A 17,721-nucleotide genomic window follows, 5' to 3' on the forward strand; every position below is an offset into this window, starting at 1 on the left:
GCATGATGTTATGCCCTGGCTATTGAGCCGGCTCGTCATCCTCTTCATCCGACATGTCAGGTAAAGGCCAGCCACCCAGTGCCTGCCACTTATTTACGATATGACAAAACAGCTCTGCGGTTCGTTCGGTATCATACAGTGCGGAGTGTGCCTGACTGTTGTCAAACTCAATTCCCGCGGTACGACAGGCTTTGGCCAATACCGTCTGGCCCAGTGCCAGTCCGGCCAGCGAGGTGGTATCGAAACTTACGAACGGATGAAACGGGGTACGCTTGATTTTGCAGCGCTCGATGGCGGCATTTAAAAAGCCGTGATCAAACGCAGCATTGTGGGCCACCACCACCGAGCGCTGACAGCCTGCGGCCTTTTGGGCTTTACGCACTGCTTTACAGATCTCTTTGATTGCTTCTTCTTCGTCTACGGCGCCGCGTAAGGCACTGAAGGGGTCTATACCGTTGAAGTCTATCGCTGATTGTTCAATATTGGCACCCTCAAAAGGCGCAACATGGAAATGAACCGTGTGGTCCAGGCTGAGCAGGCCCTGGTCGTCCATCTTGAGCATGCTGACGGCAATTTCCAGCAGTGCATCGGTGTCTTTATTAAAGCCTGCGGTTTCAACGTCAATGACGACGGGAAAAAAGCCGCGAAAGCGCTTTGCGAATAGGGTTTGCTCTTGTTCTGCCATAATCTGCTTGGTTTACTAATTTGAGCGGCCTATTATACTGATCAGAATTAAAGATGCGAACTTAGTGGCGCGTTTCCTGCTTCTGTGTGCATAGGTAGCAGTACAGCCGTCATATCAGGTATACCGTTTAGTTTAAGACTCTGGTGTCAGAACTCTGCCGTTCAGGAACTTGATTTTAAGGCACGATTATTGCTTTGACTTTCAGTAAGACGCCAACTAAAGGCTACCCTGTTTGCGGTCGCCGCGTCTCGTTCGGTATTTTTGTTCAAAGCGGAGTAAAAGCGTGAAGTTTAATACAAACCTGATCATTGCCACGACATTGAGTATCCTGACGCTTCAGGCACAGGGCGCAATGCGGCAATACTCTGCCACGGCAGACAGCTCGCAATGGTTTGTCGACAGAGCCACCCGGTTGTCGTGCGCTTTATCACATGAAGTCCCTTACTACGGAGAAGCCATTTTCTCTGCAACTGCAAGTAAAAACAAAGACCTGACCTTTAATCTGGATATGGTTGTAAGGCCCGACAGTTACGACTTTGCCGGGCTGGAATCGGTGCCGCCTGCCTGGCGCGCGGGTATGCCGGCCCGGGTAATGGGTCAGATGAAGTTGTTGAAGAAATTTGATGGTGAACTGACTAACGACATTTCCTGGGAAATGTTGACTGAGCTTGAAAAGGGTTATTATCCAACTTTTTATTATCAGGACTGGCAAAACCAGCACGACCAAATCTCAGTGGCGCTGTCTTCGGTGAATTTTAAAAACGCCTACTGGGAGTTTTTGCAGTGCCGCGACAATTTACTGCCATACAGCTTTGAAGACATTGCCTTTACTGTGATGAATTATAAGTTTAACAGCAGCGAGCTCACCAAGTCGTCGCGCAAACGCCTGGATATGATTGGCGAGTATCTGAATAATGATCCCGAAATTGAGTCAATTTATATTTCAGCGTACACAGACAGCTACGGCGGCCGTTCGGTCAATATGGCGATGTCGAAAAAGCGTGCGGAAGCAATTAAAACCTATATGGCGTCAAAAGGCATACCGGAAGACAAAATTGTCACTGATGGCTTTGGTGAGAAGCGTCATGTTGCGCCGAACGATACACCCATCGGGCGGGATAAAAACCGCCGCGTGGTGATCCAAATCTCTAAACCATAATAGCAAGGCTCCCGTTTTGGGAGCCTGATGGCATTACACACTATTTAGATTTTATTCCTGATCAAATCCCGAATCACAAAGCGGGCAGGGTGCAGTGCCTGATTCAGTCGCTCGCTAAGCGGGCGGGGTTCATCACACAGCGCAGCAATCAGGTGCTCAGTTACCAACGGTGCACTGCACAATCCGCGTGCGCCAAATCCGGTCACTACATGCAGACCTTCATGGGGTTGCGTTAATGGTTCAAAATCATGATGTTTGCCTCGGCGCAGATTGGCAAAAGCGTCGCACAGACTGGTTGGATCCGGCACCTGACCTATCATGGGGAAGTGATCGTTAAAGCAGCAACGTACCGCCGCTTTGGCCCCTGTGATCTCCCCCAGGCTCTGATCAAACTGCGTATCGCCATAAAAGCCCTGTAACTGAGCGCGGTTGGTGGCATTATCCTGCTCAGTGACTTCCCGGCCTTTGCTGTATTTTTCAAACGTCGCGCCCATACAATGCTCGCCCTGCAGGCTGGGTGTAAAGTACCCTTTGTGGCATAACACTGTCGTGAGCGCGGAAGAGGCTTCGCCGGCCCGGATATGAGAAACCTGGCCCCGCACACCATGCAATCCTAAGTGTTGTGTCTGAGCAAACCCATCGCTGTGCTCACCGCCACATACAAAGACGTCAGAAAACGGCCCCTGCCACTGAGTATTAACGAGCAGATACCAACCATCCTCACGCTTGTCGAGTTCGCTGACATCAGCATTAAAGTGCTGCTGACCCGGGCACTTGGCCTGTGCTGCGTTGTAGACGGCTTCGGTCAACTGAGGGGGGCTAACCCAGCCGGCCTGTTCGATAAACAGGCCGTCAAACGGGGTGTCTATATTGGCCAGCTTTTGTGCTTCTGTTACCGAGACATAGCGTATTAATGATTCTGGAAACAAATCACTGCTGGCAATTTTCTGGTGCTGTGTCCGTTTGCCATCGGTCACACTTTGCAACAATACACCACACCAGTCATGGTCGTAGTTAAAGCCAGCCGCTTCGATTTGCTGATAAAAGCGCCGTGCATACAAAAAGCTTAGGGCATACAGCTCACTGGTGGTGCTGTACTCGGCCTGCAGGTTGGGGTAGACGGCACCCTGGCGATTGTGCGATGCACCACCGGCAAGGGTTTCATCCTTGCAAAACAAGGTGGTGCTGATGTTGCGTTTGGCAAGCTGATAGCTTAAACAGGCCGAACCAATCCCGCCGCCAATGATGGCAACATGCTCAAGCTTGCGAGCAGGGTGACGATAGTATTCAGGGTTGGTTGCCTCAAGGTTTGCCGCATTGAACTGACCGATCACCATTTCCCGTTTGCGGCCGTAGCCTTTGACTTTTTGACAGTCAAAACCGGCTTGCTGTAAGCCCCTTCTGACAAAGCCCGCAGCGGTAAAGGTGGCGAAGGTGGCATTGGTACGGCTCAGTGCTGCCATGGCATCAAACAGAGATTGTTGCCACATATCCGGGTTTTTGCTGGGGGCAAAGCCATCCAGGTACCAGGCATCCACCAGGCCACTGGGCGCATACGAGAGTTTAGGTAAGGAGGTATGTACATCGCCAAACCACAGATCCAGAATGACTTCACCACCATCAAACTCAAGGCGATGACAGCCTTCAACGGCATCCGGGTATTGTACGCACAATTGGTGTGCTTGATCCGACAAATCTGGCCATGCTTTTAAAGCTTGTCGTAAATCTTCAATCTTGATGGGGTATTTTTCAAATGAAATAAAATAAAGACGCTGAACGTTGCGCTGTGTTTTCAGGCGCTGAAACTGAGCCCAGGTATTAAGAAAATTCAGCCCTGTGCCAAATCCGGTTTCGGCAACCACGAAGTGGTCCCTGTCATGGTTGAGTAATCGGGTATTGAGCTTGTTTTGTGTGTAAAAAACATAATCCGACTCTGCCTGACCGTCGTCGTTCGAAAAGTAGACATCGTCAAAGCTGTCGGCAACCGGCGTGCCTGCGTCGTTAAAGTGTATCTGGGCGTTGCGTATCATAATGTGTCTAAAAGTTCGCTACTAAATTGATGCCTATTTTACGGATTTTATTTGCGTTCGTCCGTTGCATTTTAACAAATATCAGTTCAGAGTACGTGTGTACGCTGGAAAGCTGACCACTTGGTGCCTGGTTTCAGCGTAGAATACGCGTAAATTTAAAAAGTCCTAAGGGAATTACCCATGAGAAGAGCCGTTATTACGGGTATCGGTGTAGTGTCAAGCATCGGTAACAACAAGCAAGAAGTACTAGATTCTTTGAAAGCGGGTAAAAGTGGTATCGCTTTTAACCAAGAGTTCGCAGACATGAATCTGCGCAGCCAGGTATCGGGCAAGCTGGATATTGACGTAAAGTCTCTGGTTGACCGTAAAGCACATCGCTTTATGGGAGATGCAGCTGCATTTTCTTATATTTCAATGGCGCAAGCGATTGAAGACTCAGGTCTGGCCCCTGAGCAGGTTTCTAATGAGCGCACGGGTCTGATCGTCGGTTCTGGCGGTGGCTCATCTAAGTACCAGGTTGAAGCCGCAGACATTCTGCGCGAGAAAGGTGTAAAGCGCGTTGGTCCTTATATGGTACCGCGTACTATGGCCAGCACTGCGTCTGCCTGTCTTGCTACACCGTTTAAAATCAAAGGTGTAAACTACTCTATCAGCTCTGCGTGTGCGACCTCTGCGCACTGTATTGGTAATGCGGTAGAGCAAATTCAGCTGGGCAAACAAGATGTGATTTTTGCCGGTGGTGGTGAAGAGCTGCACTGGACCCTGGCTATGGAATTCGATGCGATGGGTGCATTGTCTACCAAGTATAACGAAGCGCCAGAAACGGCTTCACGTACATACGATGCAAACCGTGACGGCTTTGTTATCTCTGGTGGTGGCGGTATAGTGGTCGTTGAAGAGCTTGAGCATGCTCTGGCACGTGGCGCACACATCTATGCTGAAATCGTAGGTTACGGCGCAACGTCTGACGGCTATGATATGGTTGCACCGTCTGGCGAAGGCGCTGTGAGATGTATGAAGCAGGCAATGCAGGATCTTGAAGGTCCAATCGATTACCTGAACACTCATGGTACTTCAACGCCGGTTGGGGATGTGAAAGAGCTGGGTGCTATCCAGGAGCTGTTTGGTGACAACTCTCCGGCGATCAGTGCGACTAAGGCAATGACTGGTCACGCGCTGGGTGCTGCCGGTGTTCACGAAGCAATTTACTCATTGCTGATGCTTGAAAACAACTTCATTGCACCGTCTATCAACATTGATGAGCTGGATGAGCAGGCACAAGGCCTGGACATTGTAACTGAAATGCGCGAACGCGAGCTGAACACAGTGATGTCGAACAGCTTCGGCTTTGGCGGCACCAACGCAACCTTGGTTATGCAAAAGTACAAAGGTTAATGGCTTTTGCCATTAACCCAAAAAACCGCCAAAAGGCGGTTTTTTTATGGGTGTCTGACAGCAATTAAGCTTTATGTTTCATCAGACGTTCTTTGTCGCGCGACCAGTCTCTGTCTTTGATATCGGCGCGTTTGTCGTGCATCTTCTTACCTTTTGCCAGGTGGAATTCAAGTTTTACCCAGCACTTTTTCCAGTACATAGCGGTGGCGACCAGTGAAAAGCCATCACGCTCGGTTGCACCGATCAGGCGGTCAATCTCGCGCTTTTTAAGCAACAGCTTACGATAACGCATTGGGTCACAAATGACGTGCGTTGAGGCGCTGTTTAACGGTTGGATTTGACTGGCAAGCAGATAGGCTTCGCCGTCTTTAAGGTGAATATAGGTATCGGTGATATTGACCTTGCCGGCGCGGATGCTTTTTACTTCCCAGCCCTGGAGTTCAATACCAGCTTCGAACTTGTCGTGTAAAAAATACTCATGACGCGCCTTTTTATTCAGCGCTATGGTATTGCTATTTGATTTGTTTGGTTTTTTCTTTGCCATAATGGCGTAGTCTACCTTGTATATCGGCGCGGATCAAAAATTGTCGTTATTTTCCCCCAGTCGCCTGTCACAAACAAGATAAATCTTGAAAACCTTGGTAAAATCGCTTTGTTAGAGTTTGGAGAGCGTATGCCACAAGTAGAAAAAAGTGCGTTAGTGATGTACAGCACACAAGAGATGTTTAACTTGGTCAATGATGTTGACGCTTACCCCGCTTTTTTGCCTCATTGTTCCGGGGCACGGGTGATTGATACTTCGGATCAGGGCATGACAGCAAGCCTTGAAATCTCCAAGGCGGGCCTGACCAAATGGTTTACCACTAAGAATCAGTACGAAGGCAATCGGGTCAGAATGCAACTGGTTGACGGTCCGTTTAAATCCTTACATGGATATTGGGAGTTTATTGAGCTGGACGAGCAGGCCTGTAAGGTGTGTTTAAAGCTTGAGTTTGAATTTGCCAACAAACTAATTGAACTGGCATTTGGTCGCATCTTCAATGAAGTTGCGAAGAACATGGTATCGGCCTTTACGCAAAGAGCCAAAATAGTATACGGAGTACGTTCATGATCCAGGTTGAAGTGGTATTTGCCTTGCCCGACAAAGCCACAACGCTCAGTGTTGATGTAGCTGAAGGGACGTCGGTGGAGCAAGTGGTGCTGCAAAGTGGTATTTTAGAGCGCTGTCCGGAAATTGACCCAACCAATTTGAGTCTGGGGATCTGGAATAGAACGGTCAAGCTGAATCATGTTGTCCGAGCCGGGGACCGGGTTGAGGTGTATCGTCCACTGATAGCCGACCCTAAAGAAGCACGTCGTCGCCGTGCAGAAAAGGCCAAAGATGAAGGGCGGGCCAATAAAATCACAGGTGGCCGCCCACTGTCTAACTAAGGCTCAAATAAGAACAGGCCACCGAGTTAATGGGTAATATTCACTGGCGTGGCCTGTACGATTTATTTCTCTTCGTCCTTCTGCTCACCTTGCTCGTAAGCTGCCTTTTCATCCGCTAAGTCTTGCTTCAGTTTACGGATCTTCAACCCCAGCTCCTGGCCCCGGTGTCTAGCGTAATAGGTACAGCCAATAAACATACAGGTGGCAAAAAACAACTCGAGTAAGATCAAGGGCATTTCTTCGGGAGACACCCATAACAAGGTTAGCCCGTGTGTAAAGTAAATCAACACGATGAAGTTGGCCCAGGCATAAGTGTAAGGTTTGTCCTGAATAATGCCTTTCAGTGGTAACAGCAGAGGTAAAATATACACCGCAAATACAAAGCCTGTGCTGTAGCCTTCACGCGGTGCCAACACAAACAACCACAAGGGCATGAGAATTAACAAGCCCACATACCCAATAAGGGCTGAGGCCTGAAAGCGTTTTGTAACAGGTTTTTTGGGGATCTGGCTCATGATAATTTATTGCTAATGGTAAAGAGTCGTTTTGCAAGTGCCCTACAGATTTTCAGCTCCGTATCCGTCAGCTCGCTGCTGTTGTCCATACCGGCTACATGGGTTGCGCCATACGGCGTGCCGCCACTGGTAGTCGACAGCAACTCAGGTACATCATACGGGACACCCATCAACAACATGCCGTGGTGTAGCAGGGGCAAGGACAGGTTCAGCAGGGTCGCTTCATTACCGCCATGCATGCTACTGGAAGAAGAAAACACACACGCTGGTTTATCGATAAGCTGGCCTTTAAGCCAGATATCACTGGTTGTTTCCCAGAAGGTTTTCGCCTGCGATGCCATCATCCCAAAGCGCGTTGGTGTGCCAAAGGCCAGCGCATCGCAGTCAATGAGATCTTGCTTAGACACCACAATGTCATGGGCCTGTTTTGCAACAAAAGTGCGCAGTCTGACTTGTGCACCATGAAACTCCAGGGTTTCTGCAATTTCATGTGCCATGGCTGCAACAGAGCCATGGCTGGAATGATATAAAACTAAGATCTCTGGCATAGGATCACAGAATATCCAGAACGGATTCAGGTGGACGGCCAATGGCGGCTTTGTCACCTTTCACGACGATTGGTCTTTCGATCAACTTGGGGTTTTCCAGCATTGCCTGACGAATACGCGCTTCGTCACTGTCTTTGCTCAGGCCCAGCTCTTTATAAATTGTTTCTTTGCTGCGTACCAACTGGTGTGCAGAGGTAAAGCCTAACTTTTGTAGCAGAGCACTCAGGGTGTCTTCACTGATAGGCGTTTTAAGATATTCGACAACCTCAGGTTGAACGTCACGTGACTCCAGTAGAGCCAGTGTTTCACGAGATTTTGAACAGCGTGGGTTGTGGTAAATCGTAACTGACATATAAGATCCTTTACGGTATTAATACTTATCTGATTCAGCGCAAATTGTACCGTATCCTGCAAGCCATGCCTACGTTTTTCAGGTTGAGTCGCTGCTGTATGAAGTAAAACAGGGCGGCCTCTTGCCCAGCTTTTAGTGATGAGGTGAGTCGGTGCTCGAATGGATGTGCCCTGAGCGTATTACTTTTCCAGTTTACGCTCAGGGGGACTGATTGCTTTAGAGCTTAGCCAGTTCTTTTTGCATATCCCGATACTGAGTCAGTAACGCTTTTAAGCGCAAACGACGTACGGTTTCTTCCTTTTCAACGTGATTAAGTGCCTTCTGAATTTCGTCCGCTGCCCGCATAAAGGCGCCATAGTGGCTAAGTAAGCTCGCCTGACTCTCATGATAGTCCGCTTTGGATTCCATTTTCTTGTAGGCATCCGTGAGCAGCTGCCGCGCTAGCACATGCCCCGGTTTTTCCAGTAAAAAGACTTTCAGAAGTTGCTCGGCCAGTTCATATTGCTCGCTCTTAATCGCGACATTGGCATAATTGAGCGTGATAACCTGATTGTTGGGCCTAAGCTCATGTTTTTCGGCTAATAGCTTAGTGATAGCTGTATAGTCTTTTTTTGCCAGCAGCAGATCTGTGTATACGTCAAGGTAGAAGAGGTTGTTCGGATCAGCATTTAATAGCTTGTCCATCACACTTTGTGCCTTGTCCAATTTTTTCTGATCCAGGTAAGTGATGGCCAGCCCGTATTCAAGCGCACTTTTGTCCAGGTCGGAGGATTGTCTTAGTGCCTGTTCAAAATAGGCTTGTGCTGCTTCACCTTCCAGTTGGTATCTGGCGATAACCCGACTTTTAGCAAGCTGAAATTGTTGGCTTCTTGGCACATACCTTTGCTGATATTGCTGCGCACGCAGACGTACGTCTGACACCCGGGAGTCGGGTAACGGGTGAGACATTAAAAAGACGGGGGCTTTGTTCTTGAATCTTACCTGTGCGGCTAGTTTGCTCAAAAACTCACTGGATGCACCTGGGTCGAAACCTGCATTGTATAAGGTTTGCATGCCAAAGCGGTCAGCTTCTTGCTCGGCCTTTCGACTGTGGGTTAGCTGGTTTAGCGCAGACTGAGTTGAACTGGCAGACAGGATAGCCATGCCTGCATCGGGGGCAATCACGGTGGCCAGAATACCCGTGATCATACCCGCAATTGTCAAAGCGCTGTTGTCTTTGGCTTGCTGGATCCTCCGTGCCAGGTGACGTTGGGTTACGTGGGCTATCTCGTGACCCAGTACAGACGCAAATTGGCTTTCGTTGTCGGCCTGTGCCATCAATCCGGTGTGTACGCCAACATGCCCACCATAAAACGCAAAGGCGTTTATGTCTTTATTGTTAACCCAGAAAAATGAAAAGGGAAAGCGTACATCATTGGCATTGGCAACCAGTTTATTGCCCAGCGCTGAGAGGTATTCATCAAGCACTGGATCCTGCACAAGCTTTGAGCCTGAGCGGATCTGCATCATCATGATTTCGCCGATGGCTTGTTCTTTATCTATGGGGAGCACTTGTACCGCAGAAGTGCCCAAATCAGGTAATTTCAATGAGGACTGAGTGAAGCCTGAGGTCGAAACAGTCAGTGACAGGGCACAAACAGATGCCTGAAACAGTTTTTTTAACTGCATTCTAATCCTTATTTATATCATCGCCGAGCATGATCTTGGCAATGTCCACTTCATCGCTGCATGCCCGGGCGTCTTTTTCGCATAACATATAAAAGTCTTTTATTGAGACCCCATCAACCTTAATAACGTTCAATTCTCGTTGCAGCATGGTCAATGTTTTATGTACCACTTTGTGCGCATGCAGGATCAGCGCTTTGTCTGCGGTATCGCCCCGGTCAAAATAAAAAGCAATAAATTTATGGAGTTGATTGAAACGCAACAGGACTTTCATGGTATGTGGATCCCAGACGTTAAACTCAAGATATTTATTGTCTTTTAGGTATCTGTCTACTTTGACCCCCTTGGCAATAGGGTAGGCCCACAACTCAAACCCGCGATCTGTAAATACCTGATGAAGAGATAAAGCAGGCGCTTTATCACAGTGAATAAGGCCGTTTTGATCTTCATATCCACCAAGCAAAGATAAGTTCCAGTTCCGTTTGTCTAATAAACGTTTAACGGCATGATCAAATCCATGTTGAAAAATCCCTTCACCTTCGCTAACCGAAGAGGCGACAAGATGATAAAATGGCGGCAACTCACCCCAGTTAATTTGTTTTTTAAACCAGTTTATTTCTTTTAAGGTTGGGTTGTCAGGCAAACGCGCCTTGTTGTTCGCACCAGGCATGTGAAAATCCGAAAAAACACTATCTCTGTTATAAGGATAACGCATTGACCGAGTTCAGGCTATACGGTTTGCAGACAGAGTAAATCCGAAACGTGCTAAGGTACAGCAAAAGAGTTGTAATAGGTTGAAAGTAGAATTAAATAAGGCCCTAGCAGAGTGATAGAATATGATCTACGCCCTTTGCGGTGTCCGCAGCTTTTTGTTCAGTTTAAGTGGCAGCTTAAACAGGCGAAGCTTAAGGCAGATGCCGTGCGATTTTTTTACACAAAAGAACAAGACCTGCGAGATATAATGCGCTATTTAGACAGTCAAGATATGGTATTTCATCGTAATCAACAGTCAGAACCATTTTTTATACAAGTGGAGTGTGTAAATGATTGAACTCATTAAGTCCTGGTATCGGGCCAAGTTTTCAGATCCTAACTCAGTGACACTGTTGCTGATGTTGCTGGCAATGGCCGCGCTGCTGTATTTCTTCGGGACTTTTATCATCCCTGTATTAGTGGCGATAGTGATAGCCTACCTGTTGGACTGGCCCGTTACTCGTCTGCAGCGGCTTGTGCCGAGCCGCCAGATGGCGACCAATATTGTAATGCTGGTGTTTGTGAGCGTCATGCTGGCGCTGATGTTCGGCATTTTACCGGTGTTATGGGCACAAACCAGTAACCTGGTGCAAGAGGCGCCGACTATGATTGAAGAAGGCAAGTACTATTTGTTGCATTTGCCCGATACCTATCCGAACCTTGTTTCCGCGGAGCAAGTGCAAAACCTGGTTGGGACGGTTGAAACTAAGTTATTTGAATTTGGCCAGCAGGTGGTCTCTGCGTCTTTGACATCGATTAAAGACGTGGTGGCCTGGCTGATTTATCTGGTACTGGTGCCCCTGTTAGTGTTTTTTATGCTCAAAGATAAGAGCCAGCTAACGACAGGACTGCTGCAACTGGTGCCAAAAGAAAGACGCCTTATTAATCAGGTTTGGGAGGAAATGGATCACCAAATCATGAACTACATTCGGGGCAAAGTCTTTGAGATCATCATAGTGGGCTTATCCAGCTTTGTGGCGTTCACCATTTTGGATCTGCGTTATGCAGCTTTACTCGGTACTTTGGTTGGTTTCTCGGTTTTAATTCCCTTCATTGGGGCTGCGGTGGTCACTTTGCCCGTTGCTGCGGTTGCGCTGTTTCAGTTTGGGGTAGCACCAGAATTCTGGACTGTACTGGTGGTCTACGGTGTGATCCAGGCATTAGATGGCAATGTCCTGGTGCCTTTGCTGTTTTCAGAAGCGGTTGATCTGAACCCCGTCTATATCATAGTTGCGGTGTTATTTTTTGGCGGTCTGTGGGGGTTTTGGGGGGTGTTCTTTGCAATTCCTCTGGCTTCGCTGGTAAAAGCACTTCTTAATGCCTGGTCAACTCAGCATCAGGAATATCTGGCCTCTGAGGCTGACTAATCTCTCTCATCTGACAGGTGGCGAATTCGCGTCACCTGTTGCTTTTGTGTTCCTTCCCGAATGTTATCTTGTACCATTTTGGAATAACGATCTTCATTTATACAGCAAATGATTATTATGCTTGCTCTGCCTTTTGTGTAGAATGGAATATGATATTCTATATTGTTATAAAGGAGCGCCGTGTGATCCAGTCTGAGCAAGACCAATTAATCTACCTCGATGCTAATGCCACTACACCGGTATTACCCGAGATTGCCAAAGTTGTGGTACATACCATGCAGGTTTGTTTTGGTAATCCCTCTAGTGCCCATATTACGGGTGTTCAAGCTAAGCACCTGATGGAAGAAGCCAGAAATAAAGGTCGGGAAGTGATTGGGGCAACAAGTGGTGAATTGCTTTTTACCTCAGGCGCAACAGAAGGAATTCAGACTGCCATTGTTTCTGCGTTAAGTGATTACGTTCAGCAAAGTAACAAGCAATATGCACACCCCGTTCTTATGTACGGCGCGACAGAACACAAGGCGGTACCAAATACCCTAAAACACTGGAACCGCTTACTTGGCCTGAATGCTCAGATTCTGGAAATCCCGGTAGATTCGAAAGGTATATTAGATCTGGACTTTATCGCCGAGCATATCGAGCAAGCCGTGATGATCTGTACTATGGCTGCGAATAACGAAACAGGAGTTAAGCAGGATCTGGCTCGTCTGGAGCAGGTGATCCGTGAAGGTAACACGCAAACGGCGTGGATGGTGGACTGCGTGCAGGCGCTTGGGAAACTGCCGCTTAAGCTGTCTCAAACTACGATTGATTACGCCCCGTTTTCAGGACATAAACTCTATGCACCGAAAGGGATTGGGTTTTTATATATTCGCAGTGGCAGCCCCTATACACCCTTTATCGCAGGAGGCGGCCAGGAATCGGGCATGCGTTCTGGTACAGAGAATATCCCGGGTATCGCCGCGCTCAGTAAGCTGTTTGATATGTTGCTCGACAAAGATAATTCGCCCTTTAATCCGGTTACGCAACTTGAAAAGCACCGCAGTATGCTGGCTGAAGCTGTGGAGACAACGTTTAAACAAGTCACCTTTCACCATGATTTTGCACTTTCGGTCCCGACAACACTGAATTTTTCAGTAGATCACCTGACCAGCAAAGAGGTGATTGACCTGCTGGATGCGGCGGGTATTCGAGTCAGTGGTGGCTCTGCTTGTAGTTCGGGTTCCAGTCGAAGTTTTGTACTGGATGCGATGAATGCGCCTGACTGGCAAAGCGAGAATGCCATCCGTCTTTCATTTGGGCCTGCTGACAGTGAAGCCCAGATCCGCCGTGCATGCGATACGCTGAAAAGCCTCAAGCCAATATTAGAGAACAATTGCCTGGTGGTGTCGGATAGCACTGCACCTGAGCAAGAAGCATGTGCAGTTGGGTTAACCCAGCTGCGTCATCAGGGCGCTTGCTGCTGGCTGTATGTGACGACCGATAAACAAGCGGTAATCGTTGATCCAGTCCCGGAGTTGGTGCCTCGATTGCAGCGCTTGCTTGATAAACAAGGATTGGGCTGTAGTGCATTACTCAAGACACACCTGAGCGAACAAGCTGCTGATGCCGTGAGCCTGTTGGCCCATAATCTGACTGATAAAAGAGTGGTAGATGAGTTTGGCTGGCCCGAAGGCGAGTCCGGCGGCTTGTTGCAGGGGATGTTGAAAAAGCTCTCACTGGCAGATAATGATACTCAAGAGTGCTGCTACTTACTTATGCAGGGTGAAGATGTCTCGGCTTGCTTTGTTGGTAAGCTGTTATTACCTCAGGGATTGGGTGATAGTCAGGGTGAAACCTCACGTGCGAAGTCAATGGCGGCAACGCTGCTACGTCTCAACGAGATGCTCGATGACAATAGTCTGATATGTAGTGCATTGGACTACCAGCAGTGTTTTGCTATTAACTGGCATGCTCAGGTGCAGATCAGTCCGCTCCTGGGACGTTTGCTGAATGGGGCATGCTCTACAGATGAGTTTGTAGAGCAAAAAGCCGGTATTGATCGTGACTCCACCACATTCAGAGAGCGTTTCCTCGGTGCACTCATGGACGCGGCAGTGCCATCGGTTCAGTCGCTCAACAAATCGGCTGCTGAAGACTGGTTGCAATCTCATCAGGGCGTAATTATTGACTGTCGCGAACCTTATGAATCGGATGTGTCGCGACGTAGTATCGCTGAATTGTTCGGTGATCTGGCCTCTGGTCGGGTGTTGAATATTCCGTTGAGCAGAATGACGGACGTGCTGAGAAATGGTGCGTTGAACTCATCGCAGCATTATCTGCTTGTGTGCCGAACAGGCAACCGCTCAATGCAAGCAGGGAACACGCTTGCTTTACTCGGTTTTGACAGAGTAGCCAATTTGGCAGGTGGGTTGGCGCTGAATTGATGCAGGTCTGCCCCGGTCTGCCGGGGCAGACCTTTTACTTAGGAGCCGGGCCGGTACTTTCTCGTACCACCATACTTGGCGTAAATATGGTAATGACGTCTTTATCGTGATTACGGCTACCGCGGGTTTTAGAAAACAACAGTCGCGCAGCATGTTCAGATATCACATTATTGGCCTGATGTGCTGTCGTTAATTTTGGCCAGGTCTGACGTGAGAAAGGGGAGTCCTCAAACCCGGAAATGGAGAGCTGAACGGGAATCTCGATATTCATCAAACGCGCGGCAAATAACGCGCCAGCGGCCACCTCATCATTACCACCTAAAATTGCGGTGATCTGATTTGGGTTACCATCTTTGAGTAATGCTTTTGCACCGTTAACACCGGATTCGAAAGAATAAGTGCCCTTGTGTATAAAGTCTTCGTTGAAGGCTATCTGGTGATCTGCCAAGGCTTGTTTATACCCTGCCAACCGCTCAGTTGTTGATTTGTGTTCCTCATCACCACAGACAAAGGCAATATGTTTGTGGCCCAGGGTTATCAGATGCTCAGTTATCTCATAAGCGGCTGCAAAGTCGTCAACATAAATACAGTTTCTTGAGTTTTCTTCCTGCTCGTTGTGACCAGACAGTAAGCGAACATAGCTCACCCCCAGCTCATCCAGCATATCAATGATAGGCTGTTGCTCCGATAAAGGCGGGGTTAGTACCAGTCCGGCAAGGCGCGAACGTTTGATCATAGTGGCAATTTCCGCCTGCATATCTTCGCGCTGCGCGTTGCAAGGGTGGATCACCAGTTCATATCCTTCTTCTTTACACCGAGACAACACACCATTTTGCATATCTATGATGTAGTAGGCATTGGGGTTGTCATAAACCAGGCCAATGGCAAACGAAGAAGTACCCGCCAGATTCCGTGCGGCAGTATTTGGTTGATAATTCAGCTCTTTGACGGCTTGCATCACCTGATCATAGGTTTTTTTGCGTACCGATGGTTCCTTGTTGATCACGCGGGATACGGTTTTCATCGACACGCCAGCGTGTTTTGCTACATCGTTGATGGTTACTTTCATCTTGTTTTTCTTCTGTGAGAGAAGGTGGTACTATATTGTGTACAAGTGACTAACTGCGCACTTTATAGCGCGATCATTGCGCATTTATGATGACTCGCAGTTGGGTTTTTACTCGGTATAGTCCGTGCCTTGATTTCATAAAATGATCATTTGATGCTTCTAGTCTATCCAATTTGCTCTCAAATTAGCAGCAAAAAATCTACCAAATAAATTAATGATACCGGTGTCAAAAAGTCAAAATTCGGGTATTATGCGCAATGTAAAATTGATTATTAGCTATTTGACAGCGTTGTCATTTTAACTTATGTTTAACGCAATACACCGTTTAACACTTGTGATAATTACAATTTTTATTGTTTCGAAAACGCATCGTCACTAGGGGAATTTTTATGAGTTGCCGTACACAACTAGAGAGTTGGCAGGCTTTAACAACAGCATCAGAGCAGCTGAAGACACAACACCTTAAATCTTTGTTTGAGCAAGACCCAAACAGATTTGAACTGTTTTCTCGTCAGATCCCGGGCTTGTTGTTTGATTTTTCTAAGCAACTCATCGACAAAGACACATTTGCTCAACTTATTAAATTAGCACAGGAATGTGATCTGCCTCAGTGGCGAGACAAGTTGTTTGCGGGTGAAAAGATTAACATCACCGAAGATCGTGCTGTTTTGCATGTTGCTTTGCGTAATCGCGGTAATACACCGATTTATGTCGATGGCGAAAACGTCATGGATCAGGTGAATACTGAACTTGAGAAAATCAAAGCTTTCAGCCATAAGGTGCGTAGTGGCGATTGGCGTGGTTATACCGGCAAGTCGGTTAAAGATGTGGTAGCGATTGGAGTCGGCGGCTCTAATCTGGGCCCTCAGATGGTCACTGAAGCGCTAAGCGCTTATGCCGACGGGACGCTTAACGTACATTACGTATCTAATGTCGATGGTGTACAGTTAGCCCATGTATTAGATAAAGTGTCTCCTGAAACAACGTTATTTGTTATCTCATCAAAGACGTTTACGACGTCGGAAACCATGACGAATGCACGCTCAGCTGTTGCCTGGTTCCTGAGTGCTGCGCGAGACGAAGCTGAAGTGGCCAAACATTTTGTGGCGGTCAGTACGAATCTTGAGAAGACCCGGGCATTCGGTATCGCCGACGAAAACGTATTCACTATGTGGGACTGGGTGGGTGGTCGTTTCTCTTTATGGAGCGCTATCGGGTTACCCATTGCATTATACCTGGGCTATGACAAATTCGAGGCCATTTTAGAAGGTGCCTTTGAGGTAGACGAACACTTTAAAAATGCGCCACTTGAGCAGAATATCCCGTTGATCATGGCGTTGTTGAGCGTTTGGAATACCAGCTTTCTGGGTTATCAGTCGCAAGCCATTTTACCTTATGATCAGGCGTTACACATGCTGCCTGCTTACTTACAGCAGGGCGAGATGGAAAGTAACGGTAAACATGTCACCTTTGACGGACATACAGTACCTTACACAACCGTGCCACTGATCTGGGGCATGACGGGCATTAATGGCCAGCACGCATTTTATCAGTGTCTGCATCAGGGGAACGTGATTGTACCTGCTGATTTTATCGCCTCAGTAAAACCACAGCGCAATGTTGATAAACACCACGATATTTTACTGTCCAATTTCTTCGCTCAGACAGAAGCGCTGATGGCGGGTGTGAATGAGCAACAGGTGCGCGAAGACTTGGCGAAAAAAGGTAAGTCGGAAGCTGAAATTGAACGTCTGCTGCCGCATAAAATCCACGAAGGAAACCGACCAACAACGTCGATGATCCTGGATGAAGTCGATGCCAAAGCGGTTGGTCGCTTGATTGCTTTATATGAACATAAAATATTCTGCCAAGGCATTATACTTGAGATTTGTTCATTTGATCAGTGGGGCGTTGAGTTGGGTAAAGGGTTAGCCAGCGCCATTGAGGCCGAACTTACGCAAGACGGGGTAGAGCACGCACACGATAGCTCCACAGCCGGATTGATTGCGTACTATAAACAGAATAGATCATAAAAACTGACAACTAAACGCAGTGTCAGGTGTCCGATTGCTACCAGGACACGAGTGAAAAGAATACCTTTGAACGGGTAGCGCTGGAGTGCTTAGGGCCTGTATTTTTGTGAGAGGAATTACAGGGCCCCTAAGGCTCATTTATTCAAATTTATTCGCTTTGTCATAACTTATCATGGGCAAGCGGGTAAACTGGCTTTAACAGAGCCAACAAGCAGTGACGGAACAGACTCTTATTGGGGATGTATGACGTAGTCGTCACGACGAAGTACATACAGACGTATCAAATCGGCAAT

General features: G+C 47.8%; 16 protein-coding genes. 7 read left to right on the forward strand and 9 right to left on the reverse strand.

All coding sequences use genetic code 11. The annotated features are described in order from the left end of the window. Positions 1–19 precede the first annotated feature (19 nt). Positions 20–685, reverse strand: a complete 666-nt coding sequence (rnt, locus tag NH568_RS18425) for a ribonuclease T (RefSeq protein WP_253049642.1) — start codon at positions 683–685, stop codon at positions 20–22. Positions 686–968: 283 nt separating this feature from the next. Between rnt and NH568_RS18430 the strand changes: the two genes are divergently transcribed. Further along, complete coding sequence (locus NH568_RS18430) at positions 969–1,844, forward strand: OmpA family protein (protein ID WP_253049644.1); 876 nt, start codon at positions 969–971, stop codon at positions 1,842–1,844. 44 nt (positions 1,845–1,888) lie between these two features. Here the strand turns inward: NH568_RS18430 and mnmC are convergent, their stop codons facing one another. Beyond that, complete coding sequence (gene mnmC, locus NH568_RS18435) at positions 1,889–3,874, reverse strand: bifunctional tRNA (5-methylaminomethyl-2-thiouridine)(34)-methyltransferase MnmD/FAD-dependent 5-carboxymethylaminomethyl-2-thiouridine(34) oxidoreductase MnmC (RefSeq protein WP_253049645.1); 1,986 nt, start codon at positions 3,872–3,874, stop codon at positions 1,889–1,891. A gap of 180 nt (positions 3,875–4,054) precedes the next feature. Here mnmC and fabB point away from each other — a divergent pair, with 180 nt between their 5' ends. Further along, on the forward strand, positions 4,055–5,269 hold the full coding sequence (gene fabB / locus NH568_RS18440) for a beta-ketoacyl-ACP synthase I (RefSeq protein WP_253049647.1): 1,215 nt from the start codon (positions 4,055–4,057) through the stop codon (positions 5,267–5,269). A gap of 64 nt (positions 5,270–5,333) precedes the next feature. Here the strand turns inward: fabB and smpB are convergent, their stop codons facing one another. Then, entirely contained in the window at positions 5,334–5,813 is a 480-nt protein-coding gene (smpB, locus tag NH568_RS18445) for an SsrA-binding protein SmpB (RefSeq protein WP_239399939.1), read from the reverse strand. A 129-nt stretch (positions 5,814–5,942) separates the two neighbouring features. Between smpB and NH568_RS18450 the strand changes: the two genes are divergently transcribed. Then, positions 5,943–6,380 (forward strand): SRPBCC family protein, encoded by a 438-nt coding sequence (locus NH568_RS18450; protein ID WP_046004233.1) that lies wholly within the window; start codon positions 5,943–5,945, stop codon positions 6,378–6,380. After that, positions 6,377–6,700: an RnfH family protein gene (locus tag NH568_RS18455; RefSeq protein ID WP_253049649.1), complete on the forward strand. Its 324-nt coding sequence runs from the start codon at positions 6,377–6,379 to the stop codon at positions 6,698–6,700. The genes NH568_RS18450 and NH568_RS18455 overlap by 4 nt, the downstream gene beginning before the upstream one ends. A gap of 62 nt (positions 6,701–6,762) precedes the next feature. On the opposite strand, the gene NH568_RS18460 is transcribed toward NH568_RS18455, so the two are convergent. From NH568_RS18460 to NH568_RS18480, 5 genes are all read right to left on the reverse strand, one after another. Further along, the gene (locus NH568_RS18460; protein WP_253049651.1) at positions 6,763–7,215 is read right to left on the reverse strand and encodes a DUF2069 domain-containing protein; all 453 of its coding nucleotides are present in this window, start codon (positions 7,213–7,215) and stop codon (positions 6,763–6,765) included. Continuing rightward, positions 7,212–7,763, reverse strand: coding sequence for an NAD(P)H:quinone oxidoreductase (gene wrbA / locus NH568_RS18465; protein WP_054017103.1), 552 nt, complete (start codon positions 7,761–7,763; stop codon positions 7,212–7,214). Before wrbA ends, NH568_RS18460 begins: the two co-directional genes overlap by 4 nt. Before the next feature lie 4 nt (positions 7,764–7,767). Next, complete coding sequence (gene arsC, locus NH568_RS18470) at positions 7,768–8,115, reverse strand: arsenate reductase (glutaredoxin) (RefSeq protein ID WP_253049659.1); 348 nt, start codon at positions 8,113–8,115, stop codon at positions 7,768–7,770. A gap of 216 nt (positions 8,116–8,331) precedes the next feature. Continuing rightward, positions 8,332–9,783 (reverse strand): M48 family metalloprotease, encoded by a 1,452-nt coding sequence (locus NH568_RS18475; protein ID WP_253049661.1) that lies wholly within the window; start codon positions 9,781–9,783, stop codon positions 8,332–8,334. Position 9,784: 1 nt separating this feature from the next. Beyond that, on the reverse strand, positions 9,785–10,450 hold the full coding sequence (locus NH568_RS18480) for a hypothetical protein (protein ID WP_138552417.1): 666 nt from the start codon (positions 10,448–10,450) through the stop codon (positions 9,785–9,787). Positions 10,451–10,823: 373 nt separating this feature from the next. Here NH568_RS18480 and NH568_RS18485 point away from each other — a divergent pair, with 373 nt between their 5' ends. Next, on the forward strand, positions 10,824–11,900 hold the full coding sequence (locus NH568_RS18485; protein ID WP_253049663.1) for an AI-2E family transporter: 1,077 nt from the start codon (positions 10,824–10,826) through the stop codon (positions 11,898–11,900). A 149-nt stretch (positions 11,901–12,049) separates the two neighbouring features. Next, on the forward strand, positions 12,050–14,326 hold the full coding sequence (locus tag NH568_RS18490) for an aminotransferase class V-fold PLP-dependent enzyme (protein ID WP_253049665.1): 2,277 nt from the start codon (positions 12,050–12,052) through the stop codon (positions 14,324–14,326). Between the two features lie 34 nt (positions 14,327–14,360). Here NH568_RS18490 and NH568_RS18495 read toward each other — a convergent pair whose 3' ends face one another. Next, positions 14,361–15,395 carry a LacI family DNA-binding transcriptional regulator gene (locus NH568_RS18495; protein WP_253049667.1) on the reverse strand — a complete coding sequence of 345 codons (1,035 nt, stop codon included), beginning with the start codon at positions 15,393–15,395 and terminating at the stop codon, positions 14,361–14,363. A gap of 389 nt (positions 15,396–15,784) precedes the next feature. On the opposite strand from NH568_RS18495, the gene pgi reads away from it, so the two are divergent. Continuing rightward, the gene (gene pgi / locus NH568_RS18500) at positions 15,785–17,428 is read left to right on the forward strand and encodes a glucose-6-phosphate isomerase (protein ID WP_253049669.1); all 1,644 of its coding nucleotides are present in this window, start codon (positions 15,785–15,787) and stop codon (positions 17,426–17,428) included. Positions 17,429–17,721 lie beyond the last annotated feature (293 nt).

It is taken from the genome of Pseudoalteromonas sp. XMcav2-N (assembly GCF_024124545.1).
GTDB lineage: Bacteria > Pseudomonadota > Gammaproteobacteria > Enterobacterales > Alteromonadaceae > Pseudoalteromonas.